This window comes from Rathayibacter festucae DSM 15932 (genome assembly GCF_004011135.1).
GTDB lineage: Bacteria > Actinomycetota > Actinomycetes > Actinomycetales > Microbacteriaceae > Rathayibacter > Rathayibacter festucae.
This window is the reverse complement of the sequence record NZ_CP028137.1, coordinates 3947632-3973430: the sequence shown is the minus strand read 5'-3', so window position 1 is coordinate 3973430 and position 25799 is coordinate 3947632. Positions and strand designations below refer to the sequence as shown.

Below are 25799 nucleotides of genomic sequence, written 5' to 3'. Positions count from 1 at the left end.
ATCCCACGGGTCCGCTTGGCTATGCTGATCGGACCCGCGATGTCGAGCCCTCGTCATCCCGCCGCACCGAGGGTGCCCGGCTCTCCCCCCAGGGGAGCGGAGGAGGTCCGCGCCATGGCCGATCGGCCCAACCTCCGGCATGTCGCCGCGGTCGCCGGGGTCTCGCACATGACGGTCTCCCGCGTGCTCAGCGGGCACCCGAACATCAAGGAGTCGACCCGGCAGAAGGTCCTCGAGGCCGTCTCCGAGCTCGACTACCGCCCCAACATCGCGGCGCGCTCCCTCGTCACCCAGCGCACCGACCGCATCGGCGTGATGATCGAGAGCGGCGCCGAGTTCGGCCCGTCGAGCACTCTCCGCGCCATCGAGCGGGCCGCGCGCGAGAAGGGCTACTCCGTCACCTCCGTCGCGCTGCGCGACGACCAGGACATGAGCCCCGTCGACGCGATCCGGCACCTCTCCGGTCTCGGGATCGACGCGCTCTGCGTGATCGCGCCGCGCTCCTCGTCCGTCGCGACACTGCGCACCGTCGAGATCGGCGTGCCGACCCTCGTCGTCAAGTCCGACAAGGACCCGAGCTTCCTCACCGTCTCCGTCGACCAGCAGGGCGGGATGAGCCAGGCCGTCGACCACCTCGCCTCGCTCGGCCACCGCGACGTGCTGCACATGTCCGGCCCGCTCGACTGGCTCGACGCCCGCGCCCGCGAGCGCGCCTTCCACAGCCGGGCGAAGGCGTGGGGGATGCGCGAGCGCCCGATCGTCATCGGCGACTGGACCCCGGACTCCGGCTACGAGTTCGCGCGCAGCCTGCAGTCCGTCCCGGAGTTCACCGCGATGGTCGTCGCGAACGACGAGATGGCGCTCGGCGTCATCCACGGTCTCGTCGAGCGCGGCATCCGCGTGCCGCAGGACGTCAGCATCGTCGGCTTCGACGACCTGCCGACCGCCCGGCACTTCCTGCCGCCGCTGACCACGGTGCGGCAGGACTTCGACAAGCTCGGCACCACCGTCGCCGAGGTGATCCACGCGCGGATCCGCGGCCAGGAGATCCCGCAGCGCACCCGCATCCCCACCGAGCTCGTGGTGCGCGAGTCGACGGCGCCGCCCCGCAGCTGACGCTCGCGACCGGCGCTCGCGTATCATCGGCGGCACCCCTGGTGCGACGCTCCCCCGGCGCCGCCCCGCACACGAACCGAGGACGGCACGTGTCAGTTCAGTCGACGACGACTCCCGCACGCCCCGGTCCCGCACGCCCGGACCCGGTGGTGGAGATGACGGGCATCCACGTCTCCTTCTCCTCCGGGCCCGCGCTGGCCGGTGCGCGGCTGCGCCTCGTGCCGGGCGAGATCCACGGCCTGATGGGCGAGAACGGCGCGGGCAAGTCCACGCTGATCAAGACGCTCACCGGGATCCACCAGCCCGACGCCGGCGAGATCGTCGTCGACGGCGTCACCCGGCGCTTCAGCGGACCGGCCGATGCGAAGGCCGCCGGCATCACCGCGGTCTTCCAGGACGAGCGGCTGACCGACAACCTCAGCATCGGCGAGAACGTGATGATCGGGCACGAGATCCGCGGGCGCCTCGGCATCTCCTGGTCGCGCACCCACGCGCGGGCGGCCGAGATGCTGGCCGAGCTGGGCCTCGAGGACCTCGACCCGCGCCTGCCGCTGCGCTCGCTCTCGCCCGCGATCCGGCAGCTGGTCGCGATCGGCCGCGCGATGGTCGACCGGCCGCGGGTGCTGATCCTCGACGAGCCGACCTCGAGCCTCGACCTCGGCGACGTCGCCCGGCTCTTCACGGTGCTGCGGCGGCTGCGCGGCCAGGGCGTCGCGATCGTCTTCGTCTCGCACTTCCTCGAGCAGGTGCTCACCCTCAGCGACCGCATCACCGTGCTCCGCGACGGCTGCACCGAGGGCGAGTACCCGGCCGGGCGGATGGACCGGGCCGAGCTGATCGCGAAGATGATCGGCAAGGACATCGACGCGCTCCGGCAGATCGGCTCCGACCGCCGCGAGCACCGCCGCCAGCCCACCGGACCGGCGATCTACCGCGCGGTCGGCATCGGCCGCCGGGGCGCCGTCTCCCCCACCGACATCGAGCTGCACCGCGGCGAGATCGTCGGCTTCGCGGGCCTGCGCGGCTCCGGACGCACCGAGCTGGCGTCGCTGCTCAGCGGCGTGGAGCGGCCGGACAGCGGCGAGGTGCTGATCGACGGCGAGCACGCGGACATCGTCGACCCGGTGTCGGGGCTGCGGAACCGCATCGCGCACTCCAGCGAGAACCGCCGCGAGGACGGGATCATCGGCGACCTGTCGCTGCGCGAGAACCTCGTGCTCGGGCTGCAGGCGCTGCGCGGCTGGGCGCACCCGCTGTCGGCGGCCGAGACCGACACGCTCGTCGCCACCTACGTCGAGGCGCTGAACATCACGCCGGCCGACCCCGACATGCCGGTGAAGTACCTCTCCGGCGGCAATCAGCAGAAGGTCGTCCTGGCGCGCTGGCTCGCCACCCGGCCCCGCCTGCTGGTGCTCGACGAGCCGGCCCGCGGCATCGACGTCGCCTCGAAGGTCGAGATCCAGGCGCACATCGCCCAGCTCGCCAAGGAGGGGGTCTCCATCGTCTACATCTCCTCCGAGCTGGAGGAGGTGGTGCGCCTCAGCGACCGCATCGTCGTCTTCAAGGACCGCGAGAAGATCGGCGAGGTCAGCAACGGCCCCTGGCTCACCGTCGACACCATCGTCGAGATGATCGCCGCCGACACCACGGACGACGACTCGGCCGACGACGGCTGGTGACCTGCATCCCGCGCCATGACCGGCACGAGCCGCAGGCGCGGACAATGTCCGCTGCTACGCTCGGGGCAACAGATCCCCCCAGGGCTAGTGCGCGAGCATCCTCAATACCGGGGGGCCTTTTCTTTTCCCCTAGGCCATCCGCACGATGTCAAAACCGTCACTCAGCATCGCTCAGCAGATCGAGCTTCTCCGCGAGCGCGGCTTCGACGGCGCAGTCTCCGACTCGGTCCTCGCCCGATTCCTTTACGACCACTCGTACTATCGGGCTTCGGGCTACTGGCGCTACTTCCAGGTCGCCCCTCACGACGGTGACAATCGCTTCGAGCCCGGTGTCACCCTCGACAGGATCCGCGATCTCTATCGCTTCGACGCCGTCGTCCGCAGCATCGTCATGGACGGCCTGTCCGATCTGGAAATCGCTGTCCGCGCGCGCTTGGGTCACCATCTGTCCGAAGGCGAGGACGGCGCGGGCCGCTACCTACGCCCGCACACCTATGCCACCCCACGCTCCCGCAACGGCGCCGCAATGCGAGTCGATCTCCTGAGAACGATCGGCGCCGAGGTCGCTCGCACCAAGGAGCACTGCGTGGCGAAGTATCGGGATACCGGCGACGTCGTGCCGGTCTGGGTCGCGATGGAGGTCCTCTCGTTCGGCACCGTCTCCAAGATGTACCGACTTCTCGACGATGAACCCGTCCGGGAGACGATCGCGAAAGGATTCGGTCTCAACGAATCGCGGCGGCTGGACTCCACTCTCCATTCGCTCAGCGTCCTGCGGAACGTCTGCGCGCACCACGGTCGGATCTGGAACAGAGTCGTCGCCGTGAAGCCCTTCGTTCTGAACCGGCTGCGAACGGAGGCCGACCCGAGCATCTATCTCGGCACCCCTTGGGGATGGTTCGTCGTTCTCGCCGATCTCGTCGACGGCGTCCGCGGAGGAAGCGGTTTCAGCACGAAGCTCTTCGACTTCATCGCCGGCCATCCCGAATGGGAGGACGGTCTGAAGCATCCGCACCGGCGATGAAGGGATCCGGGGGACACGGTTGACCCCTGTGAAACGTCTCACGTAGGGTGGCGCGGGACCGGGGAAAGCGCATTCCTGCATCCCGGACCATCGATGCCGAGGGATTCAATGCCGAATTCACGTCCGTTCCGTCCGACCATCGCCGCCGGGGCGCTCCGCTCCGGCCTCGGCCTCGCGCTCGCCGCGGGGCTCGCGCTGACCGGGGCCGCGCCTGCGTCCGCGGAGACCGCAGCGCCTCCGACCAACCCCGTCCTCACCGCGCAGCTGGAGGACCTCGATCGCGGGGTCGTCGCGCTCGCGTCGCCCGACGGCGGCGTCTTCGTCAGCTGGCGGCTGCTCGCGACGGAGGTGACCGGCTCCTCCGACAGCGGGATGGTCGGCGCCGACTTCGCCGTCTACCGCGGGGCGGAGCGGATCGGCGTCGTCACCGACAGCACCAACCTGCACGACCCGGAGGGCGCGCCCGGCGACGAGTACCGCGTCGTCCCGCTCGTCGACGGCGAGCCCGGCGAGCCCAGCGCGGCGGCCGTCGCCTCGGCGGACGCCTTCGAGACGCTGCCGCTGCAGAAGCCGGCCGACGGCGTCACTCCGGCCGGCGAGGCCTACACCTACGTCGCCAACGACATGAGCGTCGGCGACATGGACGGCGACGGCGACTACGAGTACGTCGTGAAGTGGTACCCCTCGAACGCGAAGGACGTCTCGCAGAAGGGCTACACCGGCAGCACCTACCTCGACACCTACCAGGCCGACGGCACGCTGCTGCACCGCATCGACCTGGGCGTGAACATCCGCTCCGGCGCGCACTACACGCAGTTCCTCGTCTCGGACTTCGACGGCGACGGCCGCTCCGAGATCATGACGAAGACGGCCCCGGGCACGACGATCCTGCCCGGCGGCGACCCCGCCCGCGCCGAGTCGATCACGCTCCTCCCCGAGGACGTCGCCGCGGGCGTCACCCCGCAGGACGACTACCGCCTCTCCGCCGCCGGCTACCGCGAGCACCTCATCGAGGTCTTCGAGGGCTGGGGCACGCGCGAGGAGGTCACCTCCGGTCAGTGGCCCGCCACGCTCGAGGAGGCCTTCGGCATCGCGCCGACGCACGACTACCCGCTCGATCGCGCCGGGGCGACGGAGCTCGCCGACTACTTCATCGACGTCTACGCGCCGAGCCGGAGCGACCGCAACGACCTCACCACCTTCGAGGGATTCATCCTGAGCGGCCCCGAGTACCTCACGGTCTTCGACGGCGAGTCCGGCGAGGAGCTGCAGACCGTCGCCTACGAGCCGGCCCGCGGCGACGACGGCCTGCTCTGGGGCGACTACGCCTACTCCCGGATCGAGCCGGGCAACCGCAACGACCGCTTCCTCGCGGGCGTCGCCTCCTTCGACGGCGAGACGCAGTCCGCCGTCTTCGCTCGCGGCTACTACACCCGCGCAGTCGTCGTCGCCTACGACTGGGACGGCAGCGAGCTCTCGCAGCGCTGGGTCGCCGACAGCGGTCACGTCCCGCTGACCAACCCGTTCAACGACACCCCGCACGGCCGCGAGGGCACCAGCCCGGAGTGGGCGACGCTCACCACCCAGGGCTTCCACTCGCTGAGCGCCGCGGACGTCGACGGCGACGGCCGGCAGGAGATCGTCTACGGCTCCGCCACCCTCGACGACGACGGCAGCCTGCTCTACAGCTCCTACGACACCCTGCCCGAGGGCAGCAGCGCGCCCGGCACCGTGGCCAAGCTCGGCCACGGCGACGCGATGCACGTGACCGACATCGACCCGGCGAATCCCGGGCTCGAGATCTTCTCCGTGCACGAGGGCGGTGTCGGCGCCCCCTACGGCTACGCGCTGCGCGACGCCGCGACCGGCGAGGTGCTCTTCGGCGCCTACTCCGGCAAGGACACCGGCCGCGGGATGATCGGCGACATCGAACCGGCGATCCCCGGCCAGGAGGTCTGGGCGATCGGAAAGCTCTCGGCGAGCGGCGAGCCGATCGACGGCGGGGATCCCGCCGAGCAGCCCGGCACCAACCAGAGCATCCGCTGGGCCGCGGACATGACCACGCAGATCGTCGCCAGCACGACGATGCAGGACGCGACGCCCGTCACTCCGACCATCGTCACCGGTGACGGCACGGTGCTGCTCTCGGCCGAGGGCACGGTGACGAACAACGGCACGAAGGGCAACCCGTCGCTGGTGGCGGACGTGCTCGGCGACTGGCGCGAGGAGCTGCTGCTGCCCACGAGCGACTCCACCGCGATCCGGATCTACTCGAGCACCGAGGTCACCGACCGCAAGCTGACCACGCTGATGCACGACCCGCAGTACCGGGTCGAGGTCGCGCGCCAGCAGACCGCGTACAACCAGCCGTCGTACACCTCGTACGGGCTGGCGAGCGACATCGACTGGTCGACGGTCCCGGTGCTCGCGCAGGAGGGTGCGCCGCAGCCGACGCCGGAGCCCACGCCCACGCCCACGCCTCAGCCCACCGGTACGCCCGTGCCGATGCCGACCGAGACCGCGCCGCCCGTGGTGCCGGCGCCGGGCGATCCCGCGCCCGGCCGGCCCGCGCCGCACGCGCCCGCGCCGGTCGCCGGCCTCGACGGCGACCTGGCCGCCACCGGCGCCGACCTGTCGCTGCTGCCGCTCGGAGCGCTCGCGCTGCTGCTCGGCGGCGGGGCGCTGCTGCTGCGGCGCCGCCACATGCTGGTCGAGTAGCCGCGCAGCGGCGTATCGAGACCCACCCTCTGCACACGGTGGATCTCGATACGCCCGCTCCGCGGGCTGCTCGATCAGCATGAACCGGACCCGTCGCCTCTCCGGAGGCGGCGGGTCCTCGGCGTTAATGCACGATCGTTACCGAAGGGGCCGGAACGCTGTTGCGTCACAAGAATTGTTCACGGTAACATTTTGCCCAGGACGCACCCGGACGTGTCACTGCACGACGGGCGTCCACCGCACATCCTGCACTCACTGCACCTCGGGCGCCAGGCCCGCACTGCACTCATCACATCCGGGCCCCTGGGCCCGCACCCACGGACGCTCCCGCGCGTCCGTGATCTCAAGGAGGAGATCCATGTACAACACGAGGCGTTTCGGCCAGTTCCTCGGTTTCGCAGCAGTCGGCGCACTCGCGCTCGGCCTCGCCGGCTGCTCCGGCGGCTCGGACACCGCCGCAGGCGGCGGTGGCGACGACGTCACCACCATCGGCTTCGTGGCCGTCGGCCCCGAGGGCGCGTGGCGTCAGGCGAACGAGACCAACATCGAGGAGACGTTCACCGCCGACGCGGGCTACGACCTCAAGTACGCCCCCGCCACCAACGGCGACCAGAAGTCGCAGATCGACTCCTTCACGTCCTTCGTGGACGAGGGCGTCGACATCATCCTGCTGTCGGCCACGGAGGGCTCCGGCTGGGAGGACTCGCTCGAGCGCGCTCAGGAGGCCGAGATCCCGGTCATCCTGATCGACCGCGGCATCGAGCCGGACAACAGCGACCTCTACGTCACCCGCATCGCGCCGGACAACATCGCGGTCAGCACCTCGGTCGCCGACTGGGCGAAGACCGCCTTCCCCGACGGCGCCAAGTACTTCACCCTCGAGGGCCCCGCCGGCGTCTCGGTCGTCAACGAGCGCAACGAGGGCTGGGACGAGGTCATCGGCGCCGACTCCGCCTTCACCAAGGTCGGCGCGCAGACCGCCAACTGGTCGACCGAGGAGGCCAAGAGCGTCTTCGAGACCGTCCTGAAGTCGAACAACAACGACGTCCAGATGGTCTTCGCCCAGAACGACGAGATGGGTCTCGGCGCGGTCCAGGCCGTCCAGGAGGCCGGCCTCACCCCGGGCGTCGACGTCAAGATCGCCACGATCGACGGCACCAAGAACGCCCTGCAGGCCCTCGCCGACGGTGAGCTCAGCTTCGTCGCCGAGTACAACCCGCTCTTCGGCGAGACCGCCCTCGACGCCGTCGAGAAGACCCTCGCCGGCGAGACCGTCGAGTCCTCGATCGTCGTCCCGAGCGAGACCTTCGACTCGCCCGAGGCCGCGGCGACCGCCCTGCCCGACCGCAAGTTCTAGGCACCACACCCCCACCGGAAGCGACCGGGGCCCCACGCGGGTCCCGGTCGCTCCCACCTCCGGCGCAGAGCAGCGCCACTCGAGAACGGAACGACGCGACATGGCGGATTCGCCTCCGATCGTCGAGATGAAGAACATCTCGATCAGCTTCCCCGGCGTCAAAGCCCTCGACGGTGTCGACTTCCGCCTGTTCCCGGGCGAGGTCCACACCCTCATGGGCGAGAACGGCGCCGGCAAGTCCACCCTCATCAAGGCGCTGACCGGCGTCTACAAGATCGACAGCGGCGAGATCGTCGTCGGAGGGACGCCCCGGCGCCTCGCCGGCACCGCCGATGCGCAGGCGGCCGGCATCTCGACCGTCTACCAGGAGGTCAACCTCTGCACCAACCTCAGCATCGGCGAGAACGTCATGCTGGGCTACGAGGTGCGCGGTCCCTTCGGCATCAACTGGCGGGCGACCCACGAGGCCGCGAAGCGCGCCCTCGAGCGCCTCGGCCTCGGCCACCTCGACCCGCGCCGCCCGCTCTCCTCGCTCTCGATCGCGATGCAGCAGCTGGTCGCGATCAGCCGCTCCACGGTGAGCGACTCGCGCGTGCTCATCCTCGACGAGCCGACCTCGAGCCTGGACGCGAACGAGGTCGAGAACCTCTTCGTCGTCATCCGCCGCCTCCGCGCGGAGGGCGTCGCGATCCTCTTCGTCTCGCACTTCCTCGACCAGGTCTACGCGATCAGCGACCGCCTCACCGTGCTGCGCAACGGCACCTACGTGGGCGAGTACCTCACCCACGAGCTGGACCGCACCTCGCTGATCTCCAAGATGATCGGCAAGGACATCGCCGCCCTGCGCTCCCTCGACTCCGAGCGCGCGGACAGCGACCACCTCTACCGCGAGGCCCCGCTCTACACCGCGAAGGGCCTCTCGAAGAAGGGCTCCATCGAGTCCACCGACCTCACGCTGCACCGCGGCGAGGTCGTCGGCTTCGCCGGCCTCCTCGGCTCCGGCCGCACCGAGCTCGCCCGCCTGATCTACGGCGTGGACAAGCCCGACACCGGCGAGATCACGCTGCACGGCAAGAAGATCGACGTCCCGACGCCGACAGCCGGCCTCGCGCACAAGATCGCCTTCTCGAGCGAGAACCGCCGCGACGAGGGCATCATCCGCGACCTCTCGGTCCGGGAGAACCTCATCCTCGCCGTCCAGGCCAAGCGCGGCTGGGCCCGCCCCCTCTCCAAGAAGGAGAAGGACGAGATCGTCGCCAAGTACCTGGTCGAGCTCAACGTGCGCCCCGCCGACCCGGACCGCCCGATCAGCAAGCTCTCCGGCGGCAACCAGCAGAAGGTGCTCCTCGGGCGCTGGCTGGCCACCGCCCCGGAGATCCTCATCCTCGACGAGCCGACCCGCGGCATCGACGTCGGAGCGAAGGCCGAGATCCAGGAGAAGGTCGTCGCCCTGGCCGGCGAGGGCGTCGCCGTGGTCTTCATCTCGTCCGAGCTCGACGAGGTCGTCCGCCTCAGCGACCGCATCATCGTCCTCAAGGATCACCGCGTGATCGCGGAGATCCTCAACGGACCCGCTGTCACTGCGGAGTCGATCGTCACTACCATCGCCGCAGAGGGAGTCGTCGACGAGGACGTCGTCGTTCTCGAAGGCGCCACGCAGGAGGCCGCATCATGAGCAGCGACACGCGACCGGACCGGGGCTCGCTCCTCGCGAGCCTGATCCGCCGTCAGTACTTCTGGGGAGCGGTGGCCATCGTGCTGCTGCTGCTCGTCAACGTCGTCAAGGACCCGAGCTACCTCGGCGTCACCGTCAGCCCGACCACGGGCTACCTCGTCGGCAACGTGATCGACATCGCCCGCGCCGCCGCCCCGATCCTGATGATCGCGGTCGGCATGTGCCTGGTGGTCGCGACCGGCGGCATCGACCTCTCGGTCGGCTCGATCATGGTCGTCGCCGGCGCCGTCTCGATGGAGTTCCTCAACGCCCAGGGCGCGCCGGACTCGCTCGGCGCCGCCGCGGCCGCCTTCGGCCTCGCGCTGCTGGTCGCCGGAGTGCTGGGCGCCGTGAACGGCATCCTGGTCTCGGTGGTGGGGCTCCAGCCCTTCATCAGCACGCTCGTCGTGATGCTCGCCGGCCGCGGCCTGGCGAAGGTCATCACGGGCGGCCAGAACACCGCCGCGACGAACGAGCCGTTCCGCTGGCTCGCCAACGGCTACGTCTTCGGACTCCCCGTCGTCTTCCTGCTCGCCATCGCGATCGTCGTGGTCGTCGGAGTCCTGGTGCGCCGCAGCGCGCTCGGCCTGATGATCGAGGCCATCGGCATGGACCCGAAGGCGGCCCGCCTCGCCGGCATCAACCGCCGCGGCCTGCTGATGACCGCCTACATCGGCTCCGGCGTCCTCGCCGGCGTCGCGGGCGTCTTCGCCACCGCGAGCGTGATGACGGTCGACGTCTCGCGCACCGGCTACCAGCTCGAGCTCGACGCGATCCTCGCGGTCGTGGTCGGCGGCACCTCCCTCGCGGGCGGCAAGTTCAACATCACCGGAGCGGCCGTCGGAGCGATCCTGATCGCCACCCTCGACAAGACGGTCGTCTTCCTCGGCGTCTCGTCCTCGGCGACGCCCGCCTTCAAGGCGATCGTCATCGTCGCCCTGTGCCTGCTGCAGTCGGAGCGGGTCCGCTCCGCCTTCAAGAACCGTCGCGAGGCGCGCCGCAGCGTCCCGCAGAAAGAGGCGATCCCCGCATGAGCGCCGTGCTGACCCGACCCGCCCCGCCGGCGAAGTCGAACCGCTCCTCCGCCACCTCGTGGCTGAGCCAGCACCTCGACAAGCTGCCGACCCTCGCCGCCCTGGTCATCTTCCTGGGCATGATCGTCTACGGCGAGGTCGCCTACGGGCGCATCCTTCAGGCGAGCACGATCTCGAACCTGCTGATCAACAACGCGCACCTGATCATCCTCGCCGTGGGCCTCACCTTCGTGATCCTCACCGGCGGCATCGACCTCTCGGTCGGCGCGGTGATCGCCTTCAGCAGCGTGAGCGGCGTGCTGCTCATCAACAGCGGCTGGAACCCCTGGCTCGTGATGCTCCTGATGGTGCTGATCGGCTCCGCGTTCGGCCTGATCTCGGGCGTGCTGATCCAGTACTTCAACGTCCAGCCGTTCATCGCGACCCTCGCGATGATGTTCCTGGCCCGCGGTCTCGCCTCGATGCTGAGCACGGTCCCGGAGCGCCTCCCCGAGGACTCGGCCGTGCTGTCGCTCGCGACGCCGATCAAGCTGATCGACGGACCGAAGGTCAACGACTTCGTGATCAGCCCCGGCGTGATCATCGCCGTGCTCGTCGTGGCCGCCGCGTTCTTCGTGCTGCACCGCACCCGCCTCGGCCGGACGGTCTACGCGATGGGCGGCTCGGAGCCGTCGGCCGCGCTGATGGGCCTGCCCGTCGTCCGGACCAAGCTGCTCATCTACGTGATCAGCGGCACCCTCGCGGGCCTCGCCGGCGTCGTCTACACCGCCCGCCTCGGCAGCGCGCAGAACATCACCGGCACCGGCTGGGAGCTCGACGCCATCGCGGCGACCGTCATCGGCGGCACGCTGCTGACCGGCGGCGTCGGCTTCGTCCTCGGCTCGGTGATCGGCGCCCTGGTCCTCGGCCTGATGAACGTCCTGATCACCCGCGACGGCGGCATCCCGCCCGAGGCGACCACCATCATCACCGGCGGCATCCTGCTCGTCTTCGTGCTCCTGCAGCGCGCGGTGATGGCCCGCAACCGGACCTGACGTCCGGACTGCACGACGTCCCGCGACAGCGCTTGACCATACCCCCTTGTCTGCTTTGACAAGGGGGTATGGTCCGCTACCGTGGTCAAGGAAGTCAAGCAGCGCGAGGTCGAGCGGTTCCTCGAGTCCTGCGGATGGCGGCTCCTCCGCGAGAAGGGTCCGCACAACGTCTGGGGCTCCCCGGACGGCACGCAGGTCCTCGCGATTCCGCGGCACGGCAAGGTGTCTCCGGGAGTCGTCCGCCAGGTCATCAAGGCCCAGCCGGGCAGTCCGGCGGGCTGGCGATGAACGACCGCAACAAGTGCGAACGGCATCGCGGGGAGAGGAGGAGGGCGTCATGACCAGCACGGATCTGCTGCGCACCACGGAGCGCTCCTTCGACGCCGTGGTGACCCGGGAGGGCCGCTGGTGGATGATCCACGTCCCCGCCCTCGACGCGGTGACGCAGTCGCGGTCGCTCCGAGAGGTGCCCGCCATGGCGACCGGTGTCGTCTCGGCCCTCCTCGACGTCGAGGAGGAGGATCTGACGATCCGCCTCTCCTATGAGCTGCCCGCCGAGGTCGCGACCGCGTGGCACGAGGCGGAGGCTCTGCGCACGCAGGCCGAGGAGGCCGAGGACCGCGCGGCCGCCCTTCGCCGGGAGGCCGTCCGCACCCTCCTCAGCACGACGCACATGAGCCAGGCCGACGCCGGCGTGATGCTCGGCCTCTCGAAGCAGCGCGTCCAGCAGCTCGCGTCCTGAGCGCCGCTCGGACCCCACTGCGCCTCGCCCGGCCCGCGATCGAGGCGCGTGGAATCCGCGAGGAATGCCCGTCGCGTTGACGTCAACATCGTGTTACCGTGAACATCTCCGGTGCGTGCCGGACCCTTTCCCTTCAGCAATGGTGCCGAACAAGGAGTTAGTGCGATGAAGCCCTTCCTGCGACCGGTCGTCCTCGTGACGGCTCTCGCGCTCACCGTCCCGCTGCTGACGGCGCAGTCCGCCGCAGCCGCTCCGGCCGATGATCTCGTCCTCCGCTACGCGCTCGACGCGACCAGCGGCACGACCGCCGTCGACAGCTCCGGCAAGGGCCGCGACGGTGTCCTCTCCGGCGGCGCGGTCGCCTCGGGCGCCGCGGGCGTGACGCTCGACGGCGTCGACGACTTCGTGAAGCTGCCCGACGACGTGCTCGCCGGCCTCAGCTCGATCACCGTGAGCACCGAGGTGCTGGTGAAGCCGAGCCAGGGCACGCCGTACTTCATCTGGGGCCTCGGCAACACGACGAACAACGCGGGCAACGGCTACCTGTACACGACGGGCAACAGCTACAAGACCTCCATCGCCACCGGCAACTGGACCACCGAGCAGACCGTGAACTCGGGAGCCGACCTCGCCCGCGGGGTCTGGAAGACGCTCACCTACACGCTCGACGACGCCTCCGACACCGCGCGGCTCTACCTCGACGGCGCCCAGGTCGCGCAGCAGACCGGCGTGACCATCACCCCCGGCGCGATCGGCGGCGGCAGCACCACCGCGAACGCGATCGGCCGCTCGGTCTACACCGGCGACAAGTTCCTCGCCGGCTCGGTGCGCGACTTCCGCATCTACAGCAGCGCGCTCAGCGCCGCCGACGTCGCGACCCTCCAGGCGAGCGACGCCACGCGCACCACCCGCGACGCCGCCGCGCTGACCCTCGGCGACCTCTCCGCCGTCACCGCGAACCTCACCCTGCCGACCACCGGGCCCAACGGCTCGGCGATCGCCTGGTCCTCGAGCAACGCCGCCGTCGTCTCCTCGAGCGGAGTCGTCACCCGGCCCGCCACGGGCACCGCCCAGGCCGTGCTCACCGCGACCGTCACCCGCGGCTCCGCGACGCAGACGCGCACCTTCACCGCCACCGTGCCCGCGCAGGACGCGAACGCCGATGCGCAGAAGGCGCTCGACGCGCTGAGCATCGTGAACGCCGGCGACGTCCGCGGCAACATCACGCTGCCCGCGAAGGCCGGCGCCTACGACGTCACCTGGGCCTCCTCGAACACCGCCGTCGTCAGCACCACCGGCGTCGTGAAGCGCCAGGCCGCGACCACCGCGGTCACCCTCACCGCGACGATCGCCGGCACCACCGCCACCCGGAAGCTCCCGGTCACCGTGACCGCCGCGCCCGCGGACCTCGACACCGAGTACGACGCCGGCTACCTCTGGACCCACTTCGCGTCGACCGACTACGAGAAGATCTACTTCGGCTCCAGCACCGACGGCCTGCACTGGTCGAAGCTCAACAACGACAAGGCCGTGCTCGCCAACCTCGCCGGCACGCTCGGCGTCCGCGACCCGCACCTCGTCCGCTCCCCCACCGGCGACGAGTACTGGATCCTCGGCACCGACCTGCACGCCGAGGGCACCGCCGGCGGCGGCTCCTGGGACCAGGTGAACGCCAGTCAGAAGCTCGTCGTCTGGCGCTCCACCGACCTCGTGAACTGGGGCCAGCAGAGCCTCGTCTTCGCCGGCGCGCCCAACGCGGGCAACGTCTGGGCGCCCGAGGCGATCTGGGACGAGGCCACCGGTCAGTACTACGTCTACTGGTCCGGCCGCGACAAGACGCAGGTGAACACGGACGACTGGGCGCTGCGCGTCTACGTCTCCACCACCCGCGACTTCCAGAGCTTCTCCACCCCGAAGGTCTGGCTCGACGAGAACTCGTCGACGAACAACGCCGACGGCCCGAACATCATCGACACCACCATCGCCGTCGAGAACGGCGTCTACTACCGCTTCTCCACCTCCGACTGGCGCACCGTCGTCGACAAGGCCTCGAGCCTGGCCGGCCCGTGGACCCGCGTGATCGCCCGCGGCGAGGAGACCTCCCGCGGCCTCTCCGACCACCTCGAGGGCCTCACCGTGTACCAGCTGCCCGACGGCCGCTGGGTCGTGATGGGCGACTCGTTCGGCTACTCCGCCTACGTCACCGACACCCTCGCGGACATGCGGTTCACGGCGCTGCCCGTCGGCACCACCGGCGCGAGCACGTACTCCTTCTCGAAGCCCTTCCGCCACGGCTCGGTGCTGCGGCTCTCCAGCGCCGAGGAGGCCCGCATCACTGCGGCCTACGGCGCCACGAGCACCGGCCCGACCCCGAAGCCCGTCAACTCGAAGGGCGAGATCCTCCGCTACACCTTCGACGGCGGCTCCGGCACGACCGTCACCGACAGCTCGGGCAACGGCCTGAACGGCACGATCGTCTCGGGCGGCACCTGGCAGACCGGCTCGGTGAAGCTCGACGGCACCGACGACTACATCAAGCTGCCGGACAACCTGCTCGCGGGAGTCACCGACGTCACCGTGCAGACCGAGGTCTGGATCGACCCCGCGCAGAGCGGCGCCTACTTCCTCTACGGCCTCGGAAACACGACGAACGGAGCGGGTGACGGCTACCTCTTCACCTCCGGCAACAACTACCGCACCAGCCTCACCACCGGGAACTACACCACCGAGCAGACCGTCTCCTCCGGCTCGGCCGTCCCCCGCGGCCAGTGGGCGCAGCTGACCTACACGCTCTCCGGCACCACCGCGACGCTCTACCTCGACGGCGTCCGCGTCGGCGGCGGCACCGTCACGGCCGACCCGAAGGACATCGGCGGCGGCACGACCACGGCGAACTCCATCGGCCGCTCGAACTACGACGCCGACAACCGCTTCCGCGGCCAGGTGCGCGAGTTCGCGCTCTACAACCGGGCGCTGAGCTCGGCCGAGGTGCTCGCCTCCTCCGGCAACACCACCGTGCTGGCCGACGTGACGCTCACCGGCGACGTGCTGAAGACCGCACCGATCGTCGATCAGGCGACCCGCACCGTCACCCTCCCGGTGAAGCCCGGCACGGACCGCTCGAAGCTCACCGCCACCTACTCGACCGCCGCGGGCGTCACCGCGAGCCCCGCCTCCGGCACCGTCCGCGACCTGCGCACCCCGCAGACCGTCGTGCTGACCCCGGCCGGCGGCGGAGCGACCACCACCTGGACGCTCAAGGCCGTCGAGATGAAGAGCCCCGTCCTCCCGGGTCTCTACGCCGACCCGAACATCGCGGTCTTCGGCGACACCTACTACCTCTACGCGACCTCGGACGGCTTCCCCGGCTGGGGCGGCAAGACCTTCTACGCCTGGTCGTCGAAGAACCTCGTCGACTGGACCCGCTCCGCACAGCCGATCCTCACCCTCGACGGCGCAAACGGGAACGTCCCGTGGGCGACCGGCAACGCCTGGGCGCCGACGATCATCGAGAAGGGCGGGAAGTACTACTTCTACTTCTCCGGCCACAACGCCGCGCTCGACCGCAAGACGATCGGAGTCGCGGTCGCGTCGAGCCCGATGGGCCCGTTCACCGCGCAGCAGTCCCCGATGATCACCAACGGCGAGTCCGTGAAGTCCGGCCAGGCCATCGACCCGGCCGCGTTCACCGACCCGGCCACCGGCAAGAGCTACCTCTTCTGGGGCAACGGCGCACCCGTGTACGCCGAGCTCTCGGACGACATGCTCTCGGTCAAGGCGGGCACCATCAAGACGATCTCGGGCCTCACGGACTTCCGCGAGGGCGCGTTCATGAACCACCGCAACGGGCTCTACCACCTGACCTACTCGATCGACGACACCGGCTCCGAGAACTACAAGGTCGGCTACGCGACCTCGACGAGCATCGACGGACCGTGGACCTACCGCGGCGTGATCCTGGAGAAGGACCCCGCGCAGGGCATCCTCGCCACCGGCCACAGCTCGATCATCAACGTCCCCGGCACCGACGACTGGTACATCGCCTACCACCGCTTCGCCATCCCCGGCGGAGACGGCCAGCACCGCGAGACCACCATCGACAAGGTGACCTTCGACCCGACGACCGGACTGATGCAGAAGGTCGTCCCGACCCTCACCAGCGTCAGCCCGCAGACGGTGCCGACGGCGGCCCCCGCCATCACGGCGACCGCCACCGCCTCGACCCGATGCGTGCAGGGCAAGGTCGTCCTCTCGGTCGTCGCGACGAACCCGAACGCCTTCCCGGTGAAGATGGTCGTCACCTCGACCTCGGGCTCGAAGACGTTCGCGGAGGTGGCCGCCGGCAAGTCCGTCACCCACTCCTTCACGACCCGCACCGCCGCGCTGCCCGCCGGCTCCGCGACCGCCACGGCCACCGCGTTCGTCGCGGGCAAGCCCGCCACCGCCACGGCCACCGCGCCGTACGCGGCGGCGAGCTGCGGCTGACGCGCTCGCGCCTCCCACCGACCTCACCGACCACCCGACACCACCGACCCCACACCACTGAACCGGACGGCGACGACGCCGTCTCGAGAACGGAGAACACCCGCTATGAACACCCGCTCCTTCCTCCTCCGCGGAACCGCCGGCATCGCCGGAGGCCTGCTCCTGCTCGGCGTCGCCGGTACCGCCTTCGCCGACGAGCAGCAGGGCGCCGACGACGTCGACGTCAACGTGCAGATCGCGCCGCTCACCGGCGGCGGCGCCCTCTCGATGACCGTCGCGAGCGACTCCACCGCGCTGACCGAGAACGGCTCGAACAGCGTGGTCCGCCAGTTCACGGGCACGCTGCCCACGGTCACCGTCACGGACACCCGCGACGCCGCGGACATCCCCGCCGGTGCCGGCTGGTACGTCCTCGGAACCGCGAGCGACTTCACCTCGTCGACCGGTGACATCATCGGCGCGGAGAACCTCGGCTGGGCGCCGAACCTGATCGACGGCGGCGACTCCGGCCTGGTCGCCGAGGGCGACGTCGTCGACACCGCCATCGACGGCGGCCCCGACGGCGTCGGCCTCGTCGACCAGGAGCTCCTCGCCATCACCAACGACAGCGCCGGAGTCGCCGAGGAGGGCTCCTGGACCGCGAACGCGGCCCTGACCCTGAAGACCCCCACCACCGTCGACGCCGGCGACTACAGCTCGACGCTCACCCTCTCCCTCTTCGAGTGAGCCGACCGGTCGAGTAGCCGCCGGCGCCGGATCGCGCGCTGCTCGATCAGCATGAAACGGACGCTCCGCGCCCCATGCTGGTCGAGTAGCCGCCTCCGGCGGCGTATCGAGACCCACCCCGCCGAACGCGCCGGATCTCGATACGTCCGCTCCGCGGTCTACTCGATCAGCATGCAGCGGACCCGCCCGCTCCTTGCATGCTGGTCGAGTAGCCGCCGCAGGCGGCGTATCGAGATCCACCCCGTGAGAACCTGGACTCCCCATGACCTCCGTGCTCCGCGCCCTCCTCGCCGTCCTCGTCGGCGCGCTCGCGCTCTCCGCCGCTCCCCCGGCCCTCGCCGCGACCGACCAGATCACCTGGGCGGTCAGCCCCGCGACCGACGGCGCCGTCGACAAGCGCTCCTGGGTCGAGCTCGACCTCGACCCCGGCGCCACCGCCGAGGAGCAGGCCGCGGTCCGCAACCTCAGCGACCAGACCGTCACCTTCCGCATCGACGCGGCCGACGGCTACTTCACCGACAAGGGCCGCTTCAACATGCTCCCCTCCGACCAGGAGTCCGTCGACGCCGGCACCTGGATCACCGCGCCCGAGACCGTCACCGTCGAGCCCGGCGGCACCGGCATCGTCCCCTTCACCGTCACCGTCCCCGACGACGCCGAGCCCGGCGACCACGCCGCGGGCCTCGCCGCCTCCCTCGTCTCCGTCGGCACCGACGTCGGCGGCTCCTCCGTCGGCGTCGAGAGCCGCATCGGCTTCCGCGTGATGACCCGCGTCACCGGCGACGTCGCCCCCGCCGTCGCCGTCGAGAACCTCGCCGGCGACTACCGCCTCTCCTGGAACCCCTTCCAGCCCGGCGCCCTCACCGTCACCGCCGACATCGTCAACACCGGCAACGTCCGCCTCCTCCTCGACGGCAGCGCGAGCGCCCAGGGCGCCTCCGCCCCGCTCGTCGCCGCCGACGCCGCCCAGCAGGAGCTCCTCCCCGGCGACCGCCGCGCCGTCACCCTGCAGCTCGACGACGTCTGGCCCCTCTTCGCCGTCGGCACCGACCTCACCGTCGCCCCGACCGTCGTCACCCCCGACGGCCTCGACCCCGTCGACATCGCCCCGCTCACCGAGTCGACCACCACCGCCGCCGTCCCCCTGCCTCAGCTCGCCGTCCTCCTCGGCCTCGCCCTGATCCTCGCCGCGCTCCTCGCCGGCCGCACCCGCTCCCGCCGCCGCGTCGCCGCCCTCGTCGAGCAGGCCAAGGAGGAGGGCCGCCGCGAGGCCGCCCACCAGCCCTCCTGACGCCGGCCCCGTCCGCCCCCCTCCGCGAGATGCCACTTGTGCGCGCCTTTCACGGCGTGTCGCGCTCATAAGTGGCATCTCGCGGAGCGGGGAGGGTGTTGCACGGGTCACCCGGAGGTCTACTGTCGGGCGTGCTGCCGCTCGATGACGCGCGCTTGACCGGATCCCCGCAGATGCAGCCTCTGACTCCGGGCGTGTTCTTCTCCGTTCCCCTCCGGGCCCCGCCCCCTGGGTTCTCCCCCCTCAGCGCGCACCGTCCCCTGGGCGCAGGATCTGGAGCGACCATGTCGGCTCTGCGGGCGGCACTCGCCCTCGTCCTCGTCCCCCTGCTGACCGCCGGCGCCGTGCAGGCGGCGGATCCGCCCGCTGCGGCTCTGTCCTCGGAGGCGCTGCCCTCCGCCTCGTCGATCCTCGAGAAGACGTCGCTCGCGGCCGACTACTACCGCCCGATCCTCCGCCTGGCGCCGGTGTCCACCCTCGCCGGCTGGTCGTGGGCGACCTTCGAGCAGGGCGAGAACGCGCTGTACTCCGCGTCCGGGAATCCCGCCTACCTCGCCGACGGCATGACCTGGGGCGGCCTCACCTCCTGGAAGGTCGCGACCACCGGGCTGGACCCGGACGACCTCAAGGCCGGCCAGGTCTACCACGCGCTGAACGCGTCCGACCCGCGCGCCTCGCTGACCTCGATGGACGCCCGGATGGCCCAGGGGCTCGCGACCCTCCCGCTCGACCAGTACGACTGGTCGGACGCGCTCTTCATGGGGCTGCCGAACTGGGCGTCCTGGTCGAAGCGGAAGAACGACCCCGCCTACCTCGCCAAGATGGACGCCCTCTACGAGTGGTCCCGCGACCAGGGCGCGCAGAGCGACCGCTGCGCGGGGCGGGCGGTGCCGCAGTCCGGGCTCTTCGACGCCGCCGAGGGACTCTGGTATCGCGACTGCCGCTACGTCGGCGTGCCCGACGCCGGCGGGAACAAGGTCTTCTGGGGCCGCGGCAACGGCTGGGCGATGGCCGCGATGGCCGACGTGATCGACGCGCTCCCGGCGGGAGACGCGCGCGCCGTCCCGTACCAGGCCATGCTGCGGACGATGGCCGCCCGCGTCATCGGACTGCAGGGCTCCGACGGGCTCTGGCGATCGAGCCTGCTCAACAGCAGCGCCTTCCCCGCGCCCGAGACGAGCTCCACGGCACTGTTCGCCTACGCGCTGGCCGCCGGGATCTCCTCCGGCACCCTCGACCGGACGACCTACCTGCCCGCCGTCACCCGGGCGTGGCAGGGATTGACGACCGTCTCGCTGAAGCCGAGCGGCTTCGTGAGCGGCTGCCAGTCGGTCGGCTTCCAGCCCGCCGGTAGCTACGCCGCGGCCACACCGCGCACGGCCGCGACGGCCACCTCGGCCGGCACCCTGATCGCCGACTCGCCGCCCTTCTGCGTCGGCGCCCTCCTGCTCGCGGGCAGCGCGATCGCGGCACTGGGCGGCGGATCGACGCCGACGCCGACCGTGACGCCGACAGTGACGCCGACAGCCACCGCGACTCCGACACCGACGGCCACCGCGACTCCGACCCGCACGCCCACCCCCACTCCCACCCCGACGCCCGGCGTCTCCGGACCGGGTCGCTACCAGGAGACCTCGCCCGCCCTCACGCGCTCCGGAACCTGGACGACCCTCAAGGCCGCGTCCGACGACGGCGGCGGCTCGGCCTACAGCACGGGCGCCACCGCGACCACGACGATGACGTTCACCGGCACCGGCGTGCAGTGGATCAGCCGGCTCTCGCCGTCCGGCGGCATCAACGAGGTCTACCTCGACGGCGTCCGCGTCGCCCGGATCGACCGCTACAGCAGCACGACGCAGTACCGGCGGACCGTCTGGACCAGCGCCGTGCTCCCCGCCGGCGTGCACACCGTCTCGTTCCGCGCCACCGCCGACCGCAACCCCGCCGCGAAGGGCCGAACCCTCCTCCTCGACGCCGTCCTCATCACCGGCTGACCCCTCCCGCGAGATGCCACTTGTGCGCGCTTTCCACGGCGTGTCGCGTGCACAAGTGGCATCTCGCGGAGGGGAGGGGGCTACTGGTACGTCACGAGGTCGGGGAGGGGGGCTACCTGGGCCATGGTCTCGGCGGGGGTCAGCATCGGGAGGTCCTCGTCGTAGAAGTTCTTCCAGCCCCAGGCGATGCCCTCGGGGGCGCCCTCGTGCAGGGCGTTCCAGGTGGCCTGCTTGTCGGGCTGGCCGCCCTGTCCGTCGACGTGGATGAGGAACTCGAGCTCGGGGCGGTCGCGGCGGATGCTGTCGCGGTCCTGCAGCATCGACAGCCGGAACTGGTGCAGCACGAACATCTTCGGCGGCAGGCCCTCGCGCTGCACGAGGTCCGCGAGCCAGCTCGAGACGCTGTCGACCTCGGCGGCCTGGACGCGGCCGATCTGCGCGAGCGGCACCTCGTCGGGAGCGAGCCGCCACTCCGGATCGAGCGCGAGGCCGACGTTCGGGAGGCGCAGCAGCTCCTCGTAGGCCTGCGCCTGGCTGAGGAAGTCGGAGCGACCCGGCTGCAGGTCGAGCACGACGTACATGCCCGCCGCGGCGGCCGCGTCGATGTAAGGGCGGATGCCCGACGGCTCGAGCTCGTTGGAGTAGTCGCCGTCGCCGCCGGCGCTGCCCGCCGCGACGGTGGTGATGATCTCGAGGCTCGGCACCACCTGCAGATCGGTGAGCGAGCGGTACGGCTCGGCCACCGCCTCCGCCCGCGCGATCGTGGCATCGAGGCCCTGCTCGCCCAGCACGCCGAGGACGGGAGCGCCGGGCGTGCCGTAGATCGCGACGTAGAGGTGCCCGCCGAAGAGGCGCTGCCCGCCGCCGGGCAGCTGCCAGCCGCTCGCGGCGGCGCGTACCGACCACTCCGGCAGCGACTGCGCGGCGAGCACCGGTCCGAGCAGCAGAGTGCAGGAGGCGCCCGCGTCGGCGATCGCGGTGACGGCCGGCCCCGAGGCGAGGAGGTCGGTGACGGAGTCGTCGACGAGGGTCACCAGCACGCCGACCGCGCGCGCGTTCGCGACGGCCGCGACGTCGGAGGCCTGGGCGAGGGCGGTCACTCCGGTCAGCGGTTCGGCGCGCGCGGGCAGAGCGCCGATCGGCGGCTCAGCGGGGGCGCCGGGAGCGAGGGCGATGAGGCCCGCGACATCGAGCGCGCCGACGCTCACGCCGGTCGCCTCCTCGATCGCGGCGGCATCGGCCGCGGCGGACACGGACTCGACGCCCGCGTGCTCGGCCACGGCCCCCACGGCGAGGATCCGGGTGGTGCCGAGGCGGGAGAGCTCGGCGTCGACCGGCGAGTCGGACGTCGCGGGCGAGGCCGTCGCGGTCGCCGTCGACGCAGCACCCTCGACCAGCAGCGGCACGCCCCAGGCGATGCTCACCTGCGCCGCGAGCAGCACCGAGGCGGGCACGTCCTCCACCACGACGACGAGCGGCGCCGCGGTGAACAGCAGAGCGCTCGCACTCGCGGCGTCGGCGGCGAGGGCCACCGGACCGGCGGGCGCGGCGGCCTGCGTGCGCGGCGCCTCCTGCGGCTCGGAGTCCGAGGGGGACGCGGAGTCGAAGGTGCAGGCGCTCAGCAGCGGCAGGACGGCGAGGCCGCCGAGCACGACGCCGCGGCGGGTGAGGCCGTGTCGAGGCGGAAAACGATAGATCTCGGGGGGCATGCGCGGACCTCTCCTCTCGGAGCCGGCGGGCTCACTGGTGCGCGGTGGGTCTCGCTCCAGTGTCGCAGGCGCTGCCCCCCTCCCGTGGGACCGGGGGCGGGGGCCGACCGGTCAGACCGTGCGCGGCGCCTTGGCGAGGTTCGCCTCGAGCTCCTCGCGGTTCTGCCGCACCACGTAGGCGGGGCGGTCGCGCTCGACGCGCCACGACTCGCTCAGCGGGGTGATCGCGACGGTGTCGAAGCCGAGGCGGTCGTAGAGGTCGGTGACGAAGTGCACGGCCTCGGGGTAGTCGCTCGACGTGGCGAGCGCGCGGCGGTCCTCGCTGCCGGCCGGGGTGCCGTCGGTCGTGATGTCCGCGGCCATGATGTGGTTGAACGCCTTGACGACCTTCGACTCCGGGAGGTGCTTCTGCAGCATCTCGCTCGTGGTCGTCTCGCCCTTGTCGAGCGCCTCGATGCGGCCGTCGCGCTCGAAGTAGTAGTTGTTCGTGTCGAGGACGATCTTCCCGGCGAGCGGCGCGACCGGCACCTCCTCGAGGTTCTTCAGCGGCACGGTCACGACCGCGATCTCCGCGGCCTCGGCCGCCTCCTGCGCCGTGGCGGCGCGCGCCTTCGGGCCGAGCTCCGCGATGAGGTCGGCGAGGGTCTCGGGACCGCGCGAGTTGGCGATCACGACCTCGTCGCCCTGGGCGAGGACCGCGCGCGCGACCTGGCTGCCGATGTTGCCTGCTCCGATGATTCCGTAAGTGGTCATGGAGAAGGGAACGCCCACGGAGGGGAGGAATTCCGTCGCGCGGCGCACTCCCACGCCGCGCCCAGGCACCGCGGACGCGCGTCGCCGCGATAGGTTCGAGCGTCCGCTGACGAACGACCCCGGAGACCGCGATGCCGCAGTTCGACCTCCCGCTCGAGCTCCTCGAGCAGTACCAGCCCGACCTGCCGGAGCCCGAGGGCTTCGCGGACTTCTGGCGCGAGACCATCGCCGAGGCCCGCGGCCTCGCGACCGAGCCCGTCTTCGAGCCCGTCGACGCCGGCTTCCCGCTCCTGGAGACCTTCGACGTCACCTTCTCCGGCTTCGGCGGCCACCCGATCCGCGGCTGGCTGATCCTCCCCCGCGGCGTCGAGGGGCCCCTCCCCGCGCTGGTCACCTACATCGGCTACGGCGGCGGCCGCGGCCTGGTCGACGAGTGGACCGCGATGAGCGCCGCCGGCTACGCGCACCTGGTGATGGACACCCGCGGCCAGGGCTCCGGCCACCGCGGCGGCGACACCCCCGACCCGGTCGGCAGCGGCCCGCACGTCAGCGGCTTCATGACCCAGGGCATCGAGTCCCCCGCGGACCACTTCTACCGCCGCGTCTTCACCGACGCGGTCCGCGCGCTCGACGTGCTGCGGGCCCACCCCGCCGTCGATCCGGCGCGCGTCGCGATCTCGGGCGGCAGCCAGGGCGGCGGCATCTGCCTCGCCGTCGCCGGCGTCCTGGGCCTGCTCGGCGAATCGGAGTCGGCGCGCGCCGCGATCATCGACGTCCCGTTCCTCAGCCACATCGGCCACGCCGTGCGGATCGTGGAGACCATGCCCTACGGCGAGGTCGTGCGCTACCTGCGCACCCACCGCGGCTCGGAGTCGTTCGTCTTCGACACGCTGTCCTACTTCGACGGCACCTCCTTCGCCCCGCACGCCGAGGTCCCGGCGATGTTCTCCGTCGCCCTGCTCGACGAGATCTGCCCGCCCTCCACCGTCTACGCCTCCTACAACCGCTACGCCGGCCCGCGCGAGATCCGGGTCTACCCGTTCAACGGCCACGAGGGCGGCGAGGTGTTCCAGATCCGCGAGCACGTGCGCTTCCTGGCCCGCGAGCTGGCGTAGCGGGCGAGCAGCTCGACCGGCTCAGCCCGACTGCGCGTCGAGCATCGCCGCACCGATGCGGTCCTCCAGGTCGGCCAGCTCGTCGAGGACGTCGACGGCCACCCAGGCCTGGTCCCGCTTCCGGTCGGTCAGCGGGGTGAGCACCCCGACGGCGACGAGCTGCCCGATCGCCGCGCCGACGCTCGAGGGCGCCCGTCCGGTCAGCTCGACCGCGCGGGCGGTCGTGACGATCGGGTGGTCGAGGAGCCCGTCGAGGAGGAGCGCCGCCGCACTCCCCGCGCGCGGCCGGACGGCGGCCCGCCACGCGGCCGGGAGCGCCTCGAGGACGGCGGCCGTCCGGGCCGATTCCGGCGCCGCGACCGCGCAGGCCCGCGCGAGCTCGTCGACGAAGGGCGCGAGCGCGCCGTCCCGGCAGTCGTTCACCAGCTCGAAGTAGCGCTCGCGATCCGCGACCAGCGCCGACGCCACGGGGACGACCGTGGTCCTCGTCAGCCCGCGACGGCGGAGGATCGCGGTGATCAGCGCGCGGCCGATGCGCCCGTTGCCGTCGGTGAAGGGGTGGATCGACTCGAACTGCGCGTGCGCGATCGCGGCCTGCACGATCGGGTCGAGGTCGCTCCGATTCGAGAACCGGATCAGGTCGGCCATCAGCGCCGGGACCGTCTCGGGCGGCGGGGGGACGTGAACCGCGCCCCGCGGGGAGTGGTCGCTGCCGCCGATCCAGTTCTGCATCGGCCGGTAGGCCCCGGCGTACCGGGCGTCCACCGGGTCGTCGGCCATCAGGACCCGGTGCGCCGTGAGGATCGCGGCCTCGTCGATCAGGCCGGTCCGGCCGGCGGCGTCGACCATGCCCGTCATCGCGTCGGCCGCCGCCACCATCGACGTCGCGCTGGAGTTCGCCCGGATACCGACGGTGGCACGGGCGTAATCCTCCAGACTCGCCTCCTCGTCTTCGATCTTGGAGGAGGAGACGGCTTCGGTCCGGAGCAGGAGCCGACCGAGCACGCCCAGTCGGTTCCCGTACTCGGCGTCCAGGGCGATGACCGCGTGTCGCGCGTCGTCGAGCGCCGGCCGGGAGGCGGGCGGCGGCTCCCAGGAGCACTCCGCGATCAGCGGCGGCAGGGCGACCACGACTTCGCTGAGCATCCGGTCGGCGCGCGTGCCGGCCCGGACGGTCTGTCGCCAGGGCCGCGTTTCGTACTCGTGCGCCGGCCACTCGGACGTCATCGGGCTCCCTTCGACAACCCGAATCAGCGGGCGCGCTGTTTCGGGTTAATCCTACAACCCGAATCAGCGGTCGCGCTGTTT

General features: G+C 71.3%; 18 protein-coding genes. 15 read left to right on the top strand and 3 right to left on the bottom strand.

The window, feature by feature from the left end; translation table 11 throughout:
- The first annotated feature begins 114 nt into the window (after window positions 1-114).
- The 14 genes from C1I64_RS18105 (at window position 115) to C1I64_RS18040 (ending at window position 20914) form a co-directional block, all read left to right on the top strand.
- Window positions 115-1116, top strand: coding sequence for a LacI family DNA-binding transcriptional regulator (locus tag C1I64_RS18105; RefSeq protein ID WP_164874593.1), 1002 nt, complete (start codon window positions 115-117; stop codon window positions 1114-1116).
- A 155-nt stretch (window positions 1117-1271) separates the two neighbouring features.
- Complete coding sequence (locus C1I64_RS18100; RefSeq protein ID WP_127888632.1) at window positions 1272-2795, top strand: sugar ABC transporter ATP-binding protein; 1524 nt, start codon at window positions 1272-1274, stop codon at window positions 2793-2795.
- 145 nt (window positions 2796-2940) lie between these two features.
- Window positions 2941-3819, top strand: coding sequence for an Abi family protein (locus C1I64_RS18095; protein ID WP_127888178.1), 879 nt, complete (start codon window positions 2941-2943; stop codon window positions 3817-3819).
- A gap of 108 nt (window positions 3820-3927) precedes the next feature.
- Complete coding sequence (locus C1I64_RS18090) at window positions 3928-6537, top strand: rhamnogalacturonan lyase (RefSeq protein WP_244209525.1); 2610 nt, start codon at window positions 3928-3930, stop codon at window positions 6535-6537.
- Between the two features lie 358 nt (window positions 6538-6895).
- Complete coding sequence (locus C1I64_RS18085; protein WP_123446517.1) at window positions 6896-7894, top strand: ABC transporter substrate-binding protein; 999 nt, start codon at window positions 6896-6898, stop codon at window positions 7892-7894.
- A 100-nt stretch (window positions 7895-7994) separates the two neighbouring features.
- Window positions 7995-9569: a sugar ABC transporter ATP-binding protein gene (locus C1I64_RS18080; RefSeq protein WP_123446516.1), complete on the top strand. Its 1575-nt coding sequence runs from the start codon at window positions 7995-7997 to the stop codon at window positions 9567-9569.
- Window positions 9566-10642: an ABC transporter permease gene (locus tag C1I64_RS18075; protein ID WP_127888177.1), complete on the top strand. Its 1077-nt coding sequence runs from the start codon at window positions 9566-9568 to the stop codon at window positions 10640-10642. The genes C1I64_RS18080 and C1I64_RS18075 overlap by 4 nt, the downstream gene beginning before the upstream one ends.
- The gene (locus C1I64_RS18070; protein ID WP_123731748.1) at window positions 10639-11676 is read left to right on the top strand and encodes an ABC transporter permease subunit; all 1038 of its coding nucleotides are present in this window, start codon (window positions 10639-10641) and stop codon (window positions 11674-11676) included. Before C1I64_RS18075 ends, C1I64_RS18070 begins: the two co-directional genes overlap by 4 nt.
- A gap of 81 nt (window positions 11677-11757) precedes the next feature.
- Window positions 11758-11964 (top strand): type II toxin-antitoxin system HicA family toxin, encoded by a 207-nt coding sequence (locus tag C1I64_RS18065; RefSeq protein WP_123731747.1) that lies wholly within the window; start codon window positions 11758-11760, stop codon window positions 11962-11964.
- Window positions 11965-12013: 49 nt separating this feature from the next.
- Window positions 12014-12418: a hypothetical protein gene (locus tag C1I64_RS18060; protein WP_127888176.1), complete on the top strand. Its 405-nt coding sequence runs from the start codon at window positions 12014-12016 to the stop codon at window positions 12416-12418.
- A gap of 165 nt (window positions 12419-12583) precedes the next feature.
- Window positions 12584-16903, top strand: a complete 4320-nt coding sequence (locus tag C1I64_RS18055) for a family 43 glycosylhydrolase (RefSeq protein ID WP_127888175.1) — start codon at window positions 12584-12586, stop codon at window positions 16901-16903.
- A gap of 105 nt (window positions 16904-17008) precedes the next feature.
- Window positions 17009-17629, top strand: a complete 621-nt coding sequence (locus C1I64_RS18050; protein WP_127888174.1) for a hypothetical protein — start codon at window positions 17009-17011, stop codon at window positions 17627-17629.
- Between the two features lie 262 nt (window positions 17630-17891).
- On the top strand, window positions 17892-18920 hold the full coding sequence (locus C1I64_RS18045; protein WP_127888173.1) for a WxL protein peptidoglycan domain-containing protein: 1029 nt from the start codon (window positions 17892-17894) through the stop codon (window positions 18918-18920).
- A gap of 284 nt (window positions 18921-19204) precedes the next feature.
- Window positions 19205-20914, top strand: a complete 1710-nt coding sequence (locus C1I64_RS18040) for a glycoside hydrolase family 88 protein (RefSeq protein ID WP_164874592.1) — start codon at window positions 19205-19207, stop codon at window positions 20912-20914.
- Between the two features lie 80 nt (window positions 20915-20994).
- Here the strand turns inward: C1I64_RS18040 and C1I64_RS18035 are convergent, their stop codons facing one another.
- Complete coding sequence (locus C1I64_RS18035) at window positions 20995-22623, bottom strand: hypothetical protein (RefSeq protein WP_127888171.1); 1629 nt, start codon at window positions 22621-22623, stop codon at window positions 20995-20997.
- Window positions 22624-22734: 111 nt separating this feature from the next.
- Window positions 22735-23376, bottom strand: coding sequence for an NADPH-dependent F420 reductase (locus C1I64_RS18030; RefSeq protein WP_123734647.1), 642 nt, complete (start codon window positions 23374-23376; stop codon window positions 22735-22737).
- 131 nt (window positions 23377-23507) lie between these two features.
- Here C1I64_RS18030 and C1I64_RS18025 point away from each other — a divergent pair, with 131 nt between their 5' ends.
- A complete protein-coding gene (locus C1I64_RS18025) occupies window positions 23508-24491 on the top strand; it encodes an acetylxylan esterase (protein ID WP_127888170.1) in 984 nt (327 codons plus the stop codon).
- A gap of 21 nt (window positions 24492-24512) precedes the next feature.
- Here the strand turns inward: C1I64_RS18025 and C1I64_RS18020 are convergent, their stop codons facing one another.
- Window positions 24513-25718, bottom strand: coding sequence for a Fic family protein (locus C1I64_RS18020; RefSeq protein ID WP_127888169.1), 1206 nt, complete (start codon window positions 25716-25718; stop codon window positions 24513-24515).
- Window positions 25719-25799 lie beyond the last annotated feature (81 nt).